Source organism: Streptomyces griseus (assembly GCF_900460065.1).
In the GTDB taxonomy this organism is placed as follows: domain Bacteria; phylum Actinomycetota; class Actinomycetes; order Streptomycetales; family Streptomycetaceae; genus Streptomyces; species Streptomyces griseus.
Map to the genome: position 1 here is coordinate 37,831 of NZ_UAVD01000047.1, position 17,154 is coordinate 54,984.

Consider the following 17,154-nt stretch of genomic DNA (forward strand, 5'->3'; position numbering starts at 1 on the left):
GGAGGGGGGAGGGGGGAGGGGGGAGGAAGGGTGAGGAGAGAAGAGAAGGAGGGAGGGAGGCTCAGCCGCGCAGGAACGCCAGGACCGCGAGCACCCGGCGGTTGGTGGCGTCCGAGACGTCGAGGCCGAGCTTGACGAGGATCGAACCGAAGTGCTTGCTGACCGTGCCCTCGCCGACGTGCAGGGCCTCGGCGACGGACGCGTTGGACCGCCCCTCCGCCATCAGCGCGAGCACCTCCACCTCACGGGCCGTGAGCCGCGCGAGCGGGTCGCGGCGGCGCCGGATCAGCTGCCGTACGACCTCGGGGTCCACCACCGTGGCGCCCTCGGACACCCGGCGCAGCGCGTCGGCGAACTCCTCGACGTGGCCGATGCGCTCCTTGAGCAGGTAGCCCACCCCCGTACCGTCCGAGGCGTCCAGCAGGTCCTCGGCGTAGGCGCGCTGGACGTACTGGCTGAGCACCAGCACCGGCAGCCCCGGCAGCCTCTCGCGCAGCGCGACCGCGGCCCGCAGGCCCTCGTCCGAGAAGCCGGGCGGCATCCGGACGTCGGTCACCACGATGTCCGGGCGGTGCTCCAGGGCGGCGGCCGTCAGCTCATCGGCGGTGCCCACGGCGGCGAGGACCCGGTGCCCGAAGCGCTCCAGCAGGCCCACCAGCCCCTCGCGCAGGAGCACGCTGTCCTCGGCCAGTACGACGCGCAGCATCAGGTCCTTCCATCCGCGGGCGGGCAGGGAACCTCCAGCCCGAACACCGTCGGCCCCCCGGGCGGACTGGACAGTAGCAGGGTCCCGCCCAGCACCGAGAGGCGATCGGCGACGCCCTGGAGGCCCGTCCCGCCGACGCCCCCGCCCCCCGGCCCGCTCCCGTCGGGGCCCCCACCGCGGTCCCCGCCCGCTCGCCCGCTCCCGTTCCCGGCGGCCGTCCCGCCCACGCGGGCGCCCCCGCGTCCGTCGTCCTCGACGTCCACCGTCAGCCGCCCCCTCGCGTGCCCGCCGGTCACCGTCACACGGGTGGCCCCGCTGTGCTTCGCCACATTGGCCAACGCCTCGCTGACCGCGAAGTAGACCGCGGTCTCCACGGCCCGGGGCAGCCGCCCCGGTACGTCCAGGAGCACCTCGACCGGGACCGGCGAGCGGTCGGCCAGGTCCTCGACCGCGGCCGTCAGGCCCCGGTCGGTGAGGATGTGGGGGTGGATCCCGTGGATCAGCTCGCGGATCTCCACCAGCGCGGCCGACGCCTCCTCGTGCGCCCGGTCCAGCAGACCGCCCAGCGGTCCGGCGGGCCGCTCCAGCCGGGCGAGACCCAGCGTCATGGACAGGGCCACCAGCCGCTGCTGCGCCCCGTCGTGCAGGTCGCGCTCGATACGGCGGCGCTCCGCCTCGAACGCGTCCACCAGCCGCGTCCGCGACCGGTCCAGCTCCGCGATCCGGGAGTCGAGCGCGGAGTGCGGGGGCGAGAGGAGCGCCCGGGTCAGTACCGCCCGGCCCCGGGCCACCACCCCCAGCGGCCAGGTCAGCAACGGCAACAGCACCACCCCCGCCAGCAGCACCCCGAACGCCTCCGGCCAGGAGTCGGCGAGCCAGAGCTTCAGGACGCGCGCCTCCCCGTCCCCGCCCGCCGCCATCATCGCCGGGGTCCCGATCAGGCCGCCGCACACCAGCAGCACGCTGCCCACGGCCAGCGCCTCCAGCGGCCACAGGACGAAGGCGAACAGCAGCGCGTACGCCAACTCCCGCCAGGTACACCGCTCCTGGAGCCGGGTCCGCAGCCAGGACGCCAGGCCCGGACCGGGCGGTTCGCGGTGCGGATCGAGGAGCGGCGCCGGGTCGATCAGCCGGAGCCTGCGCCGCTCCAGCGCCGCCAGCGGAATCCCGGCGAGGACGAGCGTCAGCAGCAGCGGTACGCCGATGACGAGGACGGTCAGCGCGCTGCCCGCGACCGCCAGCAGGAGCAGCGCCACCAGCGTCGCGACGCCGAGGGGCACGCTGGTCAGGAGGTAGAGCCCGGCCCGCCACGGCCGCCCGGCCAGGAGCCGGCGGGCCAGGGCCCGCGGGCGTGACCCGGGTGCGGCCCGGACGCCGGGGGCGGCCCGGCGCGGGGCCGGCCGGGGCCCGAAGGACGCGGCCGACCCGGGCTCCGGAGACGCGGGCGACCCGGGCTCCTGGGAAGCGGTCGACCCGGGCTCCGGGGACGCGGGCGGCGGGCTGGGGGAGAGCATGCCGGGCACGCTACGAGACGGTCCCCCGGGCGGGCCACCCCGCTCTCTGCCCTCCTGTGGTGGAGCTGGCTCCACCACAGGAGCCCCCGCTCGCTGCGATGTGCCGGGCGCGCCCGGCCGGTTGAGTCGACCCCATGAATCCAGCAGCAGCAAGTGCCGCCCGGCCGAGCGCCGTTCGGCTCCGGTCCGTGACCCGTACCCACGGCCGCGAAGGCCGCGACGGCGGCACGGTGAAGGCGCTCGACGACGTCAGCCTGACCATCCGCCGCGGCACGTTCACCGCCGTCATGGGGCCCTCCGGTTCCGGCAAGTCGACGCTCCTGCACTGCGCCGCAGGCCTGGACCGGCCGACCGGCGGCCGGGTGCTGCTCGGCGACACCGATCTGACCGGGCTGAGCGAGGCCCGGCTGACCCGGCTGCGCCGGGAGCGGATCGGCTTCGTCTTCCAGGCGTTCAACCTGCTGCCCTCCCTGACCGCCGCGCAGAACGTGGCCCTGCCCCTGCGGCTGGCCGGCCGGCGGCCACGCAGGGCCGAGGTGCTCCACGCCCTGGACCGGGTCGGCCTGCGCGGCCGGGCGGGCCACCGGCCCGGCGAACTCTCCGGCGGCCAGCAACAGCGGGTGGCGATCGCCCGCGCCCTGATGACCGGCCCCGAGGTGCTGTTCGGCGACGAACCGACCGGGGCCCTGGACTCCACCGCCGGCCGCGTGGTGCTCGGCCTGCTGCGTGAGATGACCGACGAGGGGCGCACCGTGATCATGGTGACCCACGACCCGGTCGCCGCCTCCTTCGCCGACCGGGTCGTCTTCCTCGCCGACGGCCGGATCCGGGACGAGTTGGAGGGGCCCACGGCGGAGCGGGTCGCCGCCCGCATGGCGGCCGACGCCGCCCCGGCCGCCCCGACGCGCTCCACCGGCTCGGCGGTGGTCCCGTGCTGACGCACGTACGGAGCGGGATGCGCCGGCGCTGGGTCACCTTCGTCGGCTCGTTCGTCGCCCTGGCCCTGGGGGTGGGCCTGATGGCGGCCACCGGACTCGCCCTCGCCGCGACGTTCGGCGCCCCGGAGCGGGGCCCCGAACGGTTCGCCGCCGCCCCCGTCGTCGTGCGGGCCACCGACCACCTCCGCGTCGACACCCCGACCGGGACCCGGAGCAAGCCCCTCCGCCACCCCGGACCGGTCCGCGCACCGATCGCCGACCGGCTGGCCGCCCTCGGCCGCACGGTGGAGGACCGGACGTTCCCGGCGGACGTCACGGCTCCCCGCACCGGCCCCGACGCCGAGGAGCCGCGCACCGGCCCCGACGCCCGGGTCGGTCACCCGTGGCCGGTCGCCGCCGCGGCCCCGTACCGCCTCACCTCGGGCCGGCCCCCCGCCGCCCCCGGCGAGGTCGTCGTCACCACCGGGCCCGGCGGCGACCGGCTCCGCACCGGCGACCGTGTCCGGGTCCGCACCCCGGCCGGGAACGGCCTGCGGACCGTCGTCGGCACCGTGGCCGGCCGGGGCTTCGAGGACGCCGTCTTCTTCACCCGCGACGAGGCCGCCCGGATCTCCCCGGCCATCGACGCCCTCGTGGTGCACGCCGACGCCACCGCCGTACGCCGGGCACTCGGGCCGGACAGCGGCATGGACGTCCTCACCGGCCACGACCGCCGCCGCGCCGACCCCGACCGCGACGCCCGGGCCCTGGTCTCCGTCAACGCCCTGCTCGGCACCGCCGCCGGCATCACCCTGTTCGTCTCCGCCGCCGTCGTGGCCTCGACGTTCTCCTTCGCCGTGGCCGCGCGGCGCCGGGAGTTCGGGCTGCTGCGCACGGTCGGCGCGACGCCCGGACAACTCCGCCGTGCGGTGTGCGCCGAGGCGGTCGTCATCGGCGTCCTCGCCTCGGCCGCGGGCGCGTGGCTCGGGGCCCGGGCCGCGCCCCTGCTCGTCGGCCGGATGGCCGGAGCGGGCCTCGCACCGCCCGGGTTCGCCCTCGGCGACGCCTCCTGGCCGCTGCACACCGCCTTCTGGACCGGGGTCTCCGTCGCCACGGCGGCGGCCCTCGCCTCCTGCCACCGGGCCGGGCGGACCGCCCCGACCGAGGCGCTGCGCGAGGCGGCCGTCGACAGCCGCGTCATGCCGGTGAGCCGATGGGCGACCGCCCTCCTCGTCCTGCTCGCCGGAGTGGGCCTGCCCGCGCTGGCGTTGGCCGTCGACCCCGGCGACCTGCTGGGCCGCAAGTCCTACGTCACCCGGCCCATGCTCCTCATCGTCGGCTGCGCCCTCCTGGCCCCCGTCCTGGTGCGCCCCGTCGCCCGGCTGCTGACCTGGCCGCCCGCCCGGCTGCCCGGCGCCACCGGCGTACTCGTCCGGGAGAACACCGCCACCGGGGTGCGCAGGACAGCGGCCGTGGCCGCGCCCGTCCTCATCACCGTCGCCCTCGCCGCCACCCTGACGGGCACCGTCGCCACCCTGGAGGAGGCCCGGGCCACCGAGGCGCGCACCGCCACGACCGCCGACTTCGTGGTGACGCCGGGACCGCGGGGCCGCCCGCCGGCGCCCGCCTTCGTGGCGGCGGCACGGTCCGTCGAGGGAGCCGTGGTCAGCGTCTCGCGGTCCACGGCCGTCACCGTCCTCGAAGAGGACACGGCCCTCGTCACCTCCGAGGCCCGCGCGGTCGACCCCGCCCGGCTGGCCGCCGTGTCGGACCTGCCCGTCACGGCCGGCCGGCTCGCCGACCTGGACGACGACGCGATCGTCGTCAACGAGGAGTGGCTGACCACCCGGGTCGGCGACCGGGTCACCGTCTGGCTCGGCGACGGGCGCAGGACCTCCCTGCGGATCGCCGCCGTCCTCGCCACCGGCACCGGCGACAACGGCGTCTACGTCACCCCGCGCAACGCCGGGGGAGCGGGCGTCGACCGGATCGACATCAAGGTCGCCGAGGGCGCGGACCCGCGGGCCGTCGCCGCCGCGCTGCACACCGCCGGGGCCGCCACCGACACGCGGGTCACGACCCGGGCCGCGTGGCTGGCCGCGAACGGCCCGGGGCCGGACGACCCCACCAGGACCGGGCTCCGGATGATCCTCGGCATCGCGCTGCTCTGTACGGCGACGGCCCTGGCCAACACCCTGGTCATGGCCACCTCCGACCGGGGCCGCGATCTCGCCGTGCTCCGCCTGGCCGGGGCCACGACCGCCCAGGTCCTGCGGCTCGTCGCGGCCGAGGCGGTGGTGGCGGTCGGCGTCGGCGCCGTGCTCGGGGGCGGGGTCGCGGCGGTGAACCTGCTGGTGGTGCGGGGCGCGCTGGCACTGCTCGGCGTCACCTCCGGCATCGTCGTGCCGTGGGGAACGCTCGGCCTCGTGGTCGCCGCCGCCGCGCTCCTGGCCGCGCTCTCCGCCGTCCTCCCGGCCTCGCTCGCCCTGCGGACCCGCCCGGTCGAACTCGCGGGCGCCCGTGAGTAGTCGTCGCCGACCGCTCACCGGCACCCGTGCGCAGACGCGGTCGGCCGCTCACCGGCGCCCGCGGGGAGCCGTCGCCGTACCCGCGACGCCGGTGAGCGGCCGGCGGCCGGGTCGCAACGCTCGTGATCAGCCCGTCCAGGGCATAGGCTCGCCCCATGGGCAGCCACTCCGCACATCTGCCGCACCCGACCACCCCGGCCGGCCGCGAGGGCCTCGACGCCGTTCTCGCCCGGCCCGACCGCGCGGTCGTCGCCCTCGACTTCGACGGCACGCTCGCCGACATCGTCCCGGACCCCGAGCAGGCGCGCGCCCACCCCGGCACGGTCGCCGCGCTCGCCGCGCTCGCGCCGAAGGTGGCCGCCATCGCCGTGATCACCGGCCGCCCGGCGGACGTCGCGGTGCGCCACGGGGGTTTCGCGGGCGTCCCCGGGCTGGAGCACCTCGTCGTCCTCGGGCACTACGGCGCCGAACGCTGGGACGCCGTGACCGGCACCGTGAACGCCCCCGCCCCGCACCCCGGAGTGGCCGCCGTCCGGGCCGAACTCCCCGATGTGCTGGCTGGGTTCGACTCCGGACGCGGTGCCTGGATCGAGGAGAAGGGGCAGGCCGTCGCCGTCCACACCCGGCGCGCCGAGGACCCGCAGGCGGCCTTCGACGCGCTGAGCGGACCCCTCGGCGAGCTGGCGGCGCGGCACGGACTGATCGTCGAACCGGGCCGCCTGGTCCTGGAGTTGCGCCCGCCCGGCATGGACAAGGGCGTCGCGCTCGCCGGGTTCGTCGCCGAGCTGGACGCCGAGTCCGTGATCTACGCGGGCGACGACCTCGGGGACCTCGCCGCGTTCGCCGCGGTGGAGAAGCTGCGCAGCGAGGGCCCGGACGGCATCCCCGGCCTCCTGGTGTGCAGCGGCAGCACCGAGGTGCCCGAACTGGCCGAGCGGGCCGACCTGTCGGTGCCCGGACCGGCCGCCGTGGTGGACTTCCTGGCGGCGTTGGCCGAGCGGCTCTGAGCCGGCAGCGGCCCGGGCCCGGACCGGTTCACCCCTGCCGCAGCGCCTCCAACTGGTCCAGGAACCACCGCTGGGGCGGCAGCGCGGTCGCCGCCTCGGCCAACCGCTTCGTCCGGCCGGACCGCTCGTCGCCGCTCATCGTCAGCGCCTCGTGCAGGGCCTCGGCCGTGCCCGTCACGTCGTACGGGTTCACCACGATCGCGTCCTCGCCCAGCTCCTCGTGGGCTCCCGCCTCCCGCGACAGCACCAGCGCGCAGCCGTGGTCGGAGACGACGGGGACCTCCTTGGCGACCAGGTTCATCCCGTCCCGGATCGGGTTGACCAGGGCCACGTCCGCCAGCCGGTACGCGGCCAGCGAGCGGGCGAAGTCGTCCTTGACGTGGAGCACCACCGGCGTCCAGCTCTCCGTGCCGAACTCCCCGTTGATCTCCGTGGCGAGGGTCTGCACGGCCGCCGTGTAGTCCCGGTAGACCGCGAGGTCCTGCCGGGAGGGGTAGGCGAAGGCGATGTGCACGACGCGCTCGCGCCACTCGGGGCGGGTCTCCAGCAGGGCGCGGTACGCGTGCAGACCGCGCACGATGTTCTTGGACAGCTCGGTGCGGTCCACCCGCACGATCGTCCTCCGGCCCTCGCCCACCTGCTCGCGCAGCGCCGCCATCCGCTCGTCCACGTCCGCCTCGTGCGCGCGCCGGCGCAGGAAGTCCGCGTCGGCCCCCAGGCCGTGCACCCCGATCCTGGTCCGGCCCGTCCCGCCGAGGATCTCCGTGCAGCAGCCGATGAACGCGTCCGCCCAGCGCCGGGTCAGGAACGCGGCCCGGTCCGCGCCGAGGATGCCGCGCAGCAACTGCTCGGCGATGTCGTCGGGCAGCAGCCGGAAGTAGTCGACGGGCGCCCACGGGGTGTGCGAGAAGTGGCCGATCCTGAGGTCCGGGCGCAGTTCGCGGAGCATGCCGGGGACCAGCGCCAGGTGGTAGTCCTGCACCAGGACCGCCGCCCCGGGGCCCGCCTCCTCGGCGAGCGCCTCGGCGAAGGCCCGGTTGTACGTCTCGTAGGAGGCCCACTGCCGCCGGAACTCCGCGTCGAAGACCGGCTCGACGGGCGTCTGGTAGAGCAGGTGGTGGACGAACCACAGCACCGAGTTCGCGATGCCGTTGTACGCGTCGGCGTGCACCTCGGCGTCGATGTCGAGCATCCGCACGCCCGGCTCGCCGACCCCGCGCCGCACCGCCTCGCGGTCCCCGTCGCCGAGGGCCGCGCAGACCCACAGCTTGTCGTCGACGGCGCTCAGCCCGGAGACGAGACCTCCGCCGCCGCGCTTGGCGTCGAGCGTCCCGTCCTCGTCGAGCGTGTACGAGACGGGGCCGCGGTTGGACGCGACGAGGACCTGTGCGGTGGAGTCGGCCGCGGGTCCGGATTCGGTTTCGGCGTGCTCGGAGACCATGTAGCGGAACCTAGCCCGTTCGGGAAGCCCCCAAACGCCTCAACGCGTCAAGCGGCCCATCGCTCCGCGTACTCCGCGATCTCCCGCATCGGTGGCCGCTCCTCCGTGTCCACCGCGTGGGTGCGGGGCACGAAGCCGTCCTCGCCGCGCTCGAACTGGGTCAGCGCGGGCCGCACCAGATGGCCCCGGGAGAGCCGCAGCTGCGCCGTGCGGTAGATCGCCGCCGCCATCCGGCCCAGCGCCTGCCCGTCCTGGTGGCGGTGGACGCGCACCCCGACGTCGACCTGGCCCAGGGCGTCCAGGCCCACCGTGTGCAGCGCGTCCACCAGCAGGCCCAGCTCCACTCCGTAACCGACCGGGAACGGCAGCCGCTCCAGCAGGGACCGCCGCACCGCGTACTCGCCGCCCAGCGGCTGCACGAAACCGGCCAGCTGGGGCCAGTGCAGATTGAGCAGCGGGCGTGCCACCAGTTCGGTGACCCGGCCGCCCTGACCTGCACGGTCGCCGAGCGGGCGGTCGTACATCGCCTTGACGAACTGGACGGACGGGTCGGTGAGCAGCGGTCCGACCGTGCCCGAGACGAACTCCGCGGAGAAGTCCCTGAGGTCGGCGTCGATGAAGCAGACGATCTCGCCGCTGGTCACCAGGAGTGACCGCCACAGCACCTCGCCCTTGCCGGGCAGGGCCGGGATCCGGGGCAGGATCGCGTCCCGGTGGACCACCCGGGCGCCCGCGGCCCTGGCCACGGCGGCGGTGGCGTCGGTGGAGCCGGAGTCGATCACCACGAGTTCGTCGACGAGCCGGACCTTCTCCATCAGCTCCCGGCGGATCACCGCCACGATCGCGCCGACCGTGGCCTCCTCGTTCAGCGCGGGCAGCACCACGCTCACCGACGTGCTGCGCGGATCGGCGTCCCGGGCGTCGGCGAGCCGGTTCAGCGGGCGGTCGCCGGACGACCAGGAACGCCTGGTCAGCCAGCGTTCCACCTCTTCGAGCACGGTCGGCACTCCCTGTGTGTGATCCATCTCGCGGTTCGGACGACTATCTCAACGGTCCGGTGCTTCGGTTACAGTCTTGAACAACGCGTATGGCCGTCGCATGTCGGGGTCGGAGCGCACATAAACGCCTGGATCGAAGATCCAGCGCCATAAGAGCTCATCCAGAGGGACTGAGGGAACGGCCCGTTGAAGTCCCGGCAACCCTCCTGCCGACCGCGAGGTCACGGTGGGGAAGGTGCCAATTCCGTCTTGCGGCGAAATGCGTCGCAGGGAAGATGAGGAGAAAGGGACCTCCGCCATCATGGCTGTTCAGACCGTTGCAGGCAGCACCGCTTCGTCCACCCCGGCCGTCGACCTCGGCCCCGCCGCGGCGCTTTCCTGCCGCGAGTGCGGCGAGCGTTTCGAGCTCGGCCCCCTTTTCGCCTGTGCGTCCTGTTTCGGGCCCCTCGAAGTGGCCTACGACCTGCCCACCGGCTCGCCCGAGGAGCTGCGCAAGCGCATCGAGGCCGGCCCGGACAACATCTGGCGCTACGCCCCGCTCCTGCCGGTGCCCGCGGACGTCGCGGAGAAGCCCAACATCAACCCCGGCTTCACCAAGCTCGTCAAGGCCGACAACCTCGCCCGCGAGCTGGGCGTCACCGGCGGCCTGTACGTGAAGGACGACTCCGGCAACCCGACGCACTCCTTCAAGGACCGCGTCGTCGCCATCGCCGTCGAGGCCGCCCGCGCCTTCGGCTTCACCACCCTCTCCTGCTCCTCCACGGGCAACCTGGCCGGGGCCGTCGGCGCCGCCGCCGCCCGGGCCGGACTGCGCTCCTGCGTGTTCATCCCGCACGACCTGGAACAGGGCAAGGTCGTCATGGCCGCGGTGTACGGCGGTGAGCTGGTCGGCATCGAGGGCAACTACGACGACGTCAACCGCTTCTGCTCCGAGCTCATCGGCGACCCGCTGGGCGAGGGCTGGGGCTTCGTCAACGTCAACCTCCGCCCGTACTACGGCGAGGGCTCCAAGACGCTGGCGTACGAGATCTGCGAGCAGCTCGGCTGGCGGCTGCCCGACCAGATCGTCATCCCGATCGCGTCCGGCTCCCAGCTCACGAAGATCGACAAGGGGCTCCAGGAGCTGATCAAGCTCGGCCTGGTCGAGGACAAGCCGTACAAGATCTTCGGCGCCCAGGCCGAGGGCTGCTCCCCGGTCTCCGCCGCGTTCAAGGCCGGTCACGACGTCGTACGGCCCCAGAAGCCGAACACCATCGCCAAGTCGCTGGCCATCGGCAACCCGGCCGACGGCCCCTACGTCCTGGACATCGCCCGCCGCACCGGCGGCGCGGTGGAGGACGTGACCGACGAGCAGGTCGTCGACGCGATCAAGCTGCTGGCGCGCACCGAGGGCATCTTCGGCGAGACGGCGGGCGGCGTGACGCTCGGCGTGACGAAGAAGCTGATCGAGGCCGGTGTCATCGACCCGACGCTCACCACCGTCGTCGTCAACACCGGCGACGGCCTGAAGACGCTCGACGCGGTCTCCGCGACCTCGCAGGCCACGGCGACCATCAAGCCGAGCCTGGAGGCGTTCCGCGCCGCGGGCCTCGGCACCGCCTGACGGCCACCCCGTACCGAAGGAAGAAGGGCACCACCATGAGCGTCAAGGTCCGCATCCCCACCATCCTCCGTACGTACACGGGCGGCCAGGCCGAGGTCCCGGCGGAGGGCGCCAAGCTCTCCGAGGTCATCGAGTCCCTGGAGAAGGACCACCCGGGCATCGCGGCCCGCGTCCTGGACGACCAGGGCAAGCTGCGCCGCTTCGTGAACGTGTACGTCAACGACGACGACGTGCGCTTCGAGGGCGGCCTCGACGCGGCCACGCCCGACGGCGCGGGCGTCTCGATCATCCCCGCGGTCGCCGGCGGCTGCTGACCGCCCGGGCCGCTCCACGGCGGCCCCATCGCACCTCTGTGTGACCACAGTTGCCCCCTCCGCGAGAGAAGCGGAGGGGGCAATTCTGTATGGTTGAGCACGGTACAGTTGGGGAAGCCCCGTCCGCTGCCCGTGCCGCCCGCATATGAGAATGCGCCCGGCCCCGATAAGAAGCAGCCAAAGTGCGTGAACCTCTTGGGGCATAAGTGCCCTTTGTCTGGCCCGACTTGCCCGTAAATCTCAGCAAACCCGCATATTCGCGTGTTCTTCTGTGCCCAGAATTCTCGTCCGATTGACCTGTTGCAGAGGGCAGTTGGGCGGATACATTCGGCCGCGGTCGACGCGCTGCGGCGCCGCACATCCCCTCCTGCCGGGGGGTGAGTTACGACCCGGGCCCGCGAAGTGCGGTCCCGTGCAAGGGCCAGTAATAGGGGAGTTAGGCATGGCTCAGGGCACCGTCAAGTGGTTCAACGCGGAGAAGGGATACGGCTTCATCGCGGTCGACGGTGGTGCGGATGTTTTCGTCCACTACAGCGCGATCCAGATGGACGGGTACCGCACCCTCGAAGAGGGTCAGCGAGTTGAATTCGAGATCTCGCAGGGCCAGAAGGGGCCCCAGGCCGACATGGTCAAGCTCGCCGTCGGCTGAGCTCGGCGCGGTCGTCCGACGACACTACTCACGCACGCAGGGCCCGGCCCCCGGATCAGGGGACCGGGCCCTCCGTGCGTCCCGGGGGCCCTGCCGGGGGCGCACCGTCCCCCCGTCCGGACGCGCGCCGCCGCCCCCGTCGGACGCGCGCCGCTGTCCACATCCGGAGAGGGACGCTTGCACTCGCAGGGGTCGAGTGCTAATCATTGGCGTTAGCACTCTCCAGGTGAGAGTGACAGAAACGTGGACCGGGCCGGTGAGGCCCGCAGGTGTGGTGGGGCAAGGAACCACCACGCACGCAGGCCGTCCGTCGCGGGCGCCTCTCGGTCCGGAGAAATCCACCCCTGTCCGGGAGGACCACTTCACATGGCCAAGATCATCGCGTTCGACGAGGAGGCACGGCGCGGTCTCGAGCGCGGGATGAACCAGCTCGCCGACGCCGTCAAGGTCACCCTCGGCCCCAAGGGCCGTAACGTCGTCCTCGAGAAGAAGTGGGGCGCGCCCACGATCACCAACGATGGTGTTTCCATCGCCAAGGAGATCGAGCTCGAGGACCCGTACGAGAAGATCGGTGCGGAGCTGGTCAAGGAGGTCGCCAAGAAGACGGACGACGTCGCCGGCGACGGTACGACCACCGCCACCGTTCTCGCCCAGGCGCTCGTCCGCGAGGGTCTGCGCAACGTCGCCGCGGGCGCCAACCCGATGGCCCTCAAGCGGGGCATCGAGAAGGCCGTCGAGGCCGTCTCCGCCGCTCTGCTGGAGCAGGCCAAGGACGTGGAGACCAAGGAGCAGATCGCTTCGACCGCCTCCATCTCCGCCGCCGACACCGAGATCGGCGCCAAGATCGCCGAGGCGATGGACAAGGTCGGCAAGGAAGGCGTCATCACCGTCGAGGAGTCCCAGACCTTCGGTCTGGAGCTGGAGCTCACCGAGGGTATGCGCTTCGACAAGGGCTACATCTCGGCCTACTTCGCGACCGACATGGAGCGTATGGAGGCGTCGCTCGACGACCCGTACATCCTGATCGTCAACTCGAAGATCGGCAGCGTCAAGGACCTCATCCCGCTGCTGGAGAAGGTCATGCAGTCGGGCAAGCCCCTGCTGATCATCGCCGAGGACGTCGAGGGCGAGGCGCTCTCCACCCTGGTCGTCAACAAGATCAAGGGCACGTTCAAGTCCGTCGCCGTCAAGGCCCCGGGCTTCGGCGACCGCCGCAAGGCCATGCTCGCGGACATCGCCATCCTCACCGGTGGCACCGTGATCTCCGAGGAGGTCGGTCTCAAGCTGGAGAACGCCGGCCTGGACCTGCTCGGCCGCGCCCGCAAGGTCGTCATCACCAAGGACGAGACGACGATCGTCGACGGCGCCGGTGACAGCGACCAGGTCCAGGGTCGCGTCAACCAGATCCGTGCCGAGATCGAGAACTCCGACTCGGACTACGACCGCGAGAAGCTCCAGGAGCGTCTGGCGAAGCTGGCCGGCGGCGTGGCCGTCATCAAGGCCGGCGCCGCCACCGAGGTGGAGCTCAAGGAGCGCAAGCACCGCATCGAGGACGCGGTGCGCAACGCCAAGGCCGCCGTCGAGGAGGGCATCGTCGCCGGTGGTGGCGTGGCTCTGCTCCAGGCCTCGGCCGTCTTCGAGAAGCTCGACCTCACGGGCGACGAGGCGACCGGCGCCAACGCCGTGAAGCTCGCGCTGGAGGCCCCGCTCAAGCAGATCGCCGTCAACGGTGGTCTCGAGGGCGGCGTCGTCGTGGAGAAGGTCCGCAACCTGCCGATCGGTCACGGCCTCAACGCCGCGACCGGCGAGTACGTCGACATGATCGCCGAGGGCATTCTCGACCCGGCGAAGGTCACGCGCTCCGCCCTGCAGAACGCCGCGTCCATCGCCGCGCTGTTCCTCACCACCGAGGCCGTCATCGCCGACAAGCCCGAGAAGGCCGGCGCGGCCGCTCCGGGCGGCATGCCGGGCGGTGACATGGACTTCTGATCCGCCGCGGAGTCCCGGGTCCCTCGGGAGCCTCCGGCCGATCGAAGTTTGTCGTACGTCCCACAGGGGCGGTATCTCCTTCGCGGAGGTGCCGCCCCTGTGGCGTTCCCGCCGCCGGGACGAAAGCCGTACGCGGACGGCACGGACGAGGCGGCGGCCCGCGTCGACGGTGCGCGGGGGTGCGGGCGGCCCCGCCGTTCTCCCCGCATGCTTGGGTGCGGACGGGGGGCGTACGGCCGGCGAGCAGGCGGAACCGGCGGATCTGCGTCTCTTGACGGTGGTGACGGCAGACGGAGGGGGTCCGGGTGAGCACGGTGGCGGGGACGACGGAGGCGGACGGGGGCCGCGGGCCCGAGGGGACCGCAGCGCCGCGGGCGCGGGAGCCCGAGGGAAGGCCCGCAGGGGAGCGGCCGGCAGCGGAACAGCCCGCCGGGAACGCCGCGGAAGAAGGGCCGAGGGCGGGCGGGGGCACGGGTGCGGGCCCGTCCCCGCTCCGGCTCCTCCTCTCCCGGGTCCGTCCGCACCGGGGCGTGCTCGTCCGCGCCGGTCTGCTCTCGCTCGCCGGATCCGTCGCGGGCCTCGCGATGCCGTTGACGGCGAAGCACGCGGTCGACGCGTTCGCCGCGGACCGCTCGCCCGCGGGACCGCTCCTCGCGCTGACCGCGCTCGTGCTGCTGGGAGCGGTCCTCTCCGCGTACGGGCGCTACCTCATGTCCCGTACGGGAGAAGGCGTCGTCCTGCGCGCACGCGACCAACTCGTCGGCCGCATCATGCGGTTGAAGGTCCCGGCGGTGGACCGGCTGACCCCGGGCGACCTCCAGTCACGCGTGACCAGCGACACGAACCTCCTGCGGACGGTCCTCTCCAGCGGCCTGGTCGAGTCGTTCAACAGCGTGCTGATGCTGCTGGGGACGATCGGCTTCATGGCGTACATGGACCTCACGCTGCTCGGTGTGACGCTGGTGGTGATCGTCGGCATCGGAGCGGTCACCTCCCTGCTGATGCCGCGCATCCAGCGGGCCCAGCTCCGCGCCCAGGAGTCCGTGGGCGCGATGGGCGCGGCCTTGGACCGGGTGCTCCAGGCGTTCCGCACGGTCAAGGCGAGCGGGGCGGAGGAGCGGGAGACGGCGGCCGTCGCGTCGGCCGCCCGGCACGCGCACGACCGGGGCGTCTCGGTGGCGCGGTGGTCGTCGGTCTCCGACGTCACGATGGCGATGTCGATCCAGCTGGCGTTCCTGGCGGTGCTGGGCGTCGGCGGCGCACGGGTCGCGTCCGGCTCGCTGGAGATCTCGTCGCTGATCGCGTTCCTGCTCTACCTCTTCTACCTGATGGGCCCGATCGGCGGCCTGGTCGAGGGCTGGACGGGACTCCAGAGCGGGCTCGCGGCGGTGCGCAGGATCGACGAGGTGGAGTCCCTGCCCGGCGAACCCGCCGCCGCGCCCGGAGCCGTAGGGCGGGAGACCCCCGCGACCCCGTTCGGCGTCACGTTCCGGGACGTGGCGTTCGGGTACGGGGGCGAGCGGGGCCCCGCCCACCAGGGGGTGACGTTCGACGTCCCGGCCGGCGGTCTCGTCGCGTTGGTCGGCCCGTCGGGGGCGGGCAAGTCGACGGTGTTCAGCCTGCTGGAACGCTTCTACGACCACGACTCCGGCACCATCACCGTGGACGGCCGGGACATCCGCGACTGGCCGCTGGCCGAGCTGCGGGGCTCCTTGGCGTATGTGGAACAGGACGCGCCGGTCCTGGCCGGGACGTTGCGGGAGAACCTCGTCTTCGCCGCCCCGGACGCGCAGGAGAAGGCGTTGGCGGCGGCGGTGGCCCGCACCCGCCTGGACACGCTGGTCGACCGGCTGCCGGAGGGCCTGGACACGGCGGTCGGGCACCGCGGGGTCACCCTCTCCGGCGGCGAACGCCAGCGGATCGCCATCGCGCGGGCCCTGCTGCGCCGCCCGCGCCTGCTGCTGCTCGACGAGGTGACCTCGCAGCTGGACGCGGTCAACGAGCAGGCGCTGCGCGACCTGATCCTCGAACTGGCCGAGCAGACGACGGTTCTGGTCATCGCGCACCGTCTCTCCACCGTCCGGCACGCGGACCGCATCGTGGTCCTGGAGGACGGCCGGGTCCGCGCGGCGGGCACGCACGAGGAGCTGATCGAGGGGGACGACCTCTACCGGGAGCTGGCGACGACGCAGTTGGCGGCGGACACGCGGTGAGGGTCCGGCGGGCGTAGCGGCCCGGGCTCCTCGGCGTCCGGGGTGATGCCGGGCGACGGCGCGGTGCTGTGACGACCGTCACCCCGATTTCCTCCTGGGTAGTGTCGACCGGATGACCTGCGGCGGGCGTATACCCGGTGAAGCGAAAGACCCGGGAGCGACTGTTGACCGTCGAGGAGTTCGAAGAGTTCTACGCCCAGGCGGTCGCGCGTCTCACAGGCCAGCTGTACGTGATGACCGGCGATCTCCAGGAGGCGCAGGACGTCGTGCAGGAAGCGTTCGTCAAGGCGTGGGTCCGGCGCGGCCGGCTGGACCGCGACGGCGGCCCGGAAGCGTGGATCCGGACGGTGGCCTGGCGGCTGGCGGTGAGCCGTTGGCGTTTCCGGCGGCGTTCGGCGGACGCCTGGAACCGGGGGAGCGGTGGGCCCGGGCACGTGGAGCCGCCGGACCCGGGCCATGTGGTGCTGGTCGACGCGCTCCGGGAACTGCCTCCGCAACAGCGGCGGACGCTGACCCTGCACTACCTGTGCGACCTCACGGTCGAGCAGATCGCCGGGGAGACCGGGCTCTCCGGCAGCACGATCAAGACGCATCTGGTCCGGGGACGGGCGGCGCTCGCCCACCGTCTGCGGGACCCCCGCATCGAGGAGGCCCCTGATGTCTGACCCGCGGGACCCGTTGCGGTCCCTGTTCCGGGAGGCCGGTGAGTTCGGGCGGACCGGCTCCGTCGCGGACGACGCGTCGAGCATCACGCGACGCGGCATGCGCGCGCAGCGACGCCGGATGGCCGTGGTCGCGGTGGGGGTCTGCCTGGTCGTCGGCGGGGGCGGCGCGGTCGCGGTGGGCCTGCTGCCGGTCCGGCCGCAGCCGGTCGCCCCGGCCACGGGACCGTCGCCCAGCTACCCGTCGCCCGTACCGTCGGACCGGCTGCCCGCCCAGTCGCCGTCCCGGCCGCCCACACCGAGCTCCACGTCGCCGGGGGGTACGGAGACCTCGGGGGCGGAGGACGGCCGGTCCACCGGCCCGGGCGGAGCGCCCGCGGGGACCCGTACGACGAGCACGCGGACGGAGACGGGGGCGAGTACGGGGACGACCGGGAGCACGACGAGGCCGCCGCCGACGTATCCTCCGCCGACGGCGACCGGCGGGGCGACATCGATGCCCTGACACCACACCGAAGAACACGCCCTTTCCGCTCCCCTCCCCTCCCCTTCCCCGGCGGCTTCACCGGGCTGTCCCGTACGCCTCGACGCATCCGCGAGGCACGCCCGAAAG

General features: G+C 73.6%; 14 protein-coding genes and 1 riboswitch. Of the genes, 10 read left to right on the forward strand and 4 right to left on the reverse strand.

What is annotated here, in order from left to right; translation table 11 throughout:
* Positions 1-61: 61 nt before the first annotated feature.
* Positions 62-706 carry a response regulator transcription factor gene (locus tag DTB53_RS31145; protein WP_012379746.1) on the reverse strand — a complete coding sequence of 215 codons (645 nt, stop codon included), beginning with the start codon at positions 704-706 and terminating at the stop codon, positions 62-64.
* Entirely contained in the window at positions 706-2,220 is a 1,515-nt protein-coding gene (locus DTB53_RS31150; protein ID WP_172595313.1) for a sensor histidine kinase, read from the reverse strand. The genes DTB53_RS31145 and DTB53_RS31150 overlap by 1 nt, the downstream gene beginning before the upstream one ends.
* Before the next feature lie 134 nt (positions 2,221-2,354).
* On the opposite strand from DTB53_RS31150, the gene DTB53_RS31155 reads away from it, so the two are divergent.
* From DTB53_RS31155 to otsB, 3 genes are all read left to right on the forward strand, one after another.
* Positions 2,355-3,158 carry an ABC transporter ATP-binding protein gene (locus DTB53_RS31155; protein WP_003967353.1) on the forward strand — a complete coding sequence of 268 codons (804 nt, stop codon included), beginning with the start codon at positions 2,355-2,357 and terminating at the stop codon, positions 3,156-3,158.
* Entirely contained in the window at positions 3,152-5,665 is a 2,514-nt protein-coding gene (locus DTB53_RS31160) for an FtsX-like permease family protein (RefSeq protein WP_012379743.1), read from the forward strand. Before DTB53_RS31155 ends, DTB53_RS31160 begins: the two co-directional genes overlap by 7 nt.
* 155 nt (positions 5,666-5,820) lie before the next feature.
* On the forward strand, positions 5,821-6,672 hold the full coding sequence (otsB, locus tag DTB53_RS31165; protein ID WP_003967351.1) for a trehalose-phosphatase: 852 nt from the start codon (positions 5,821-5,823) through the stop codon (positions 6,670-6,672).
* A gap of 28 nt (positions 6,673-6,700) precedes the next feature.
* Here otsB and DTB53_RS31170 read toward each other — a convergent pair whose 3' ends face one another.
* On the reverse strand, positions 6,701-8,113 hold the full coding sequence (locus DTB53_RS31170) for an alpha,alpha-trehalose-phosphate synthase (UDP-forming) (RefSeq protein WP_012379742.1): 1,413 nt from the start codon (positions 8,111-8,113) through the stop codon (positions 6,701-6,703).
* 47 nt (positions 8,114-8,160) lie between these two features.
* Positions 8,161-9,111 carry a glucosyl-3-phosphoglycerate synthase gene (locus tag DTB53_RS31175; RefSeq protein WP_003967349.1) on the reverse strand — a complete coding sequence of 317 codons (951 nt, stop codon included), beginning with the start codon at positions 9,109-9,111 and terminating at the stop codon, positions 8,161-8,163.
* A 154-nt stretch (positions 9,112-9,265) separates the two neighbouring features.
* Positions 9,266-9,393, forward strand: a riboswitch (SAM riboswitch).
* A gap of 19 nt (positions 9,394-9,412) precedes the next feature.
* On the opposite strand from DTB53_RS31175, the gene thrC reads away from it, so the two are divergent.
* The 7 genes from thrC (at position 9,413) to DTB53_RS31215 (ending at position 17,046) form a co-directional block, all read left to right on the forward strand.
* The gene (thrC, locus tag DTB53_RS31180; protein WP_012379741.1) at positions 9,413-10,714 is read left to right on the forward strand and encodes a threonine synthase; all 1,302 of its coding nucleotides are present in this window, start codon (positions 9,413-9,415) and stop codon (positions 10,712-10,714) included.
* A 35-nt stretch (positions 10,715-10,749) separates the two neighbouring features.
* Positions 10,750-11,028 carry a MoaD/ThiS family protein gene (locus tag DTB53_RS31185; RefSeq protein ID WP_003967347.1) on the forward strand — a complete coding sequence of 93 codons (279 nt, stop codon included), beginning with the start codon at positions 10,750-10,752 and terminating at the stop codon, positions 11,026-11,028.
* A gap of 442 nt (positions 11,029-11,470) precedes the next feature.
* Entirely contained in the window at positions 11,471-11,677 is a 207-nt protein-coding gene (locus DTB53_RS31190; RefSeq protein WP_003967346.1) for a cold-shock protein, read from the forward strand.
* Positions 11,678-12,043: 366 nt separating this feature from the next.
* The gene (gene groL, locus DTB53_RS31195; protein WP_003967345.1) at positions 12,044-13,666 is read left to right on the forward strand and encodes a chaperonin GroEL; all 1,623 of its coding nucleotides are present in this window, start codon (positions 12,044-12,046) and stop codon (positions 13,664-13,666) included.
* 305 nt (positions 13,667-13,971) lie between these two features.
* The gene (locus tag DTB53_RS31205) at positions 13,972-15,879 is read left to right on the forward strand and encodes an ABC transporter ATP-binding protein (RefSeq protein ID WP_012379740.1); all 1,908 of its coding nucleotides are present in this window, start codon (positions 13,972-13,974) and stop codon (positions 15,877-15,879) included.
* Positions 15,880-16,043: 164 nt separating this feature from the next.
* Positions 16,044-16,544: a SigE family RNA polymerase sigma factor gene (locus tag DTB53_RS31210; protein ID WP_030704621.1), complete on the forward strand. Its 501-nt coding sequence runs from the start codon at positions 16,044-16,046 to the stop codon at positions 16,542-16,544.
* A complete protein-coding gene (locus DTB53_RS31215) occupies positions 16,537-17,046 on the forward strand; it encodes a hypothetical protein (RefSeq protein ID WP_075025227.1) in 510 nt (169 codons plus the stop codon). The genes DTB53_RS31210 and DTB53_RS31215 overlap by 8 nt, the downstream gene beginning before the upstream one ends.
* The last annotated feature ends 108 nt before the right edge of the window (positions 17,047-17,154 follow it).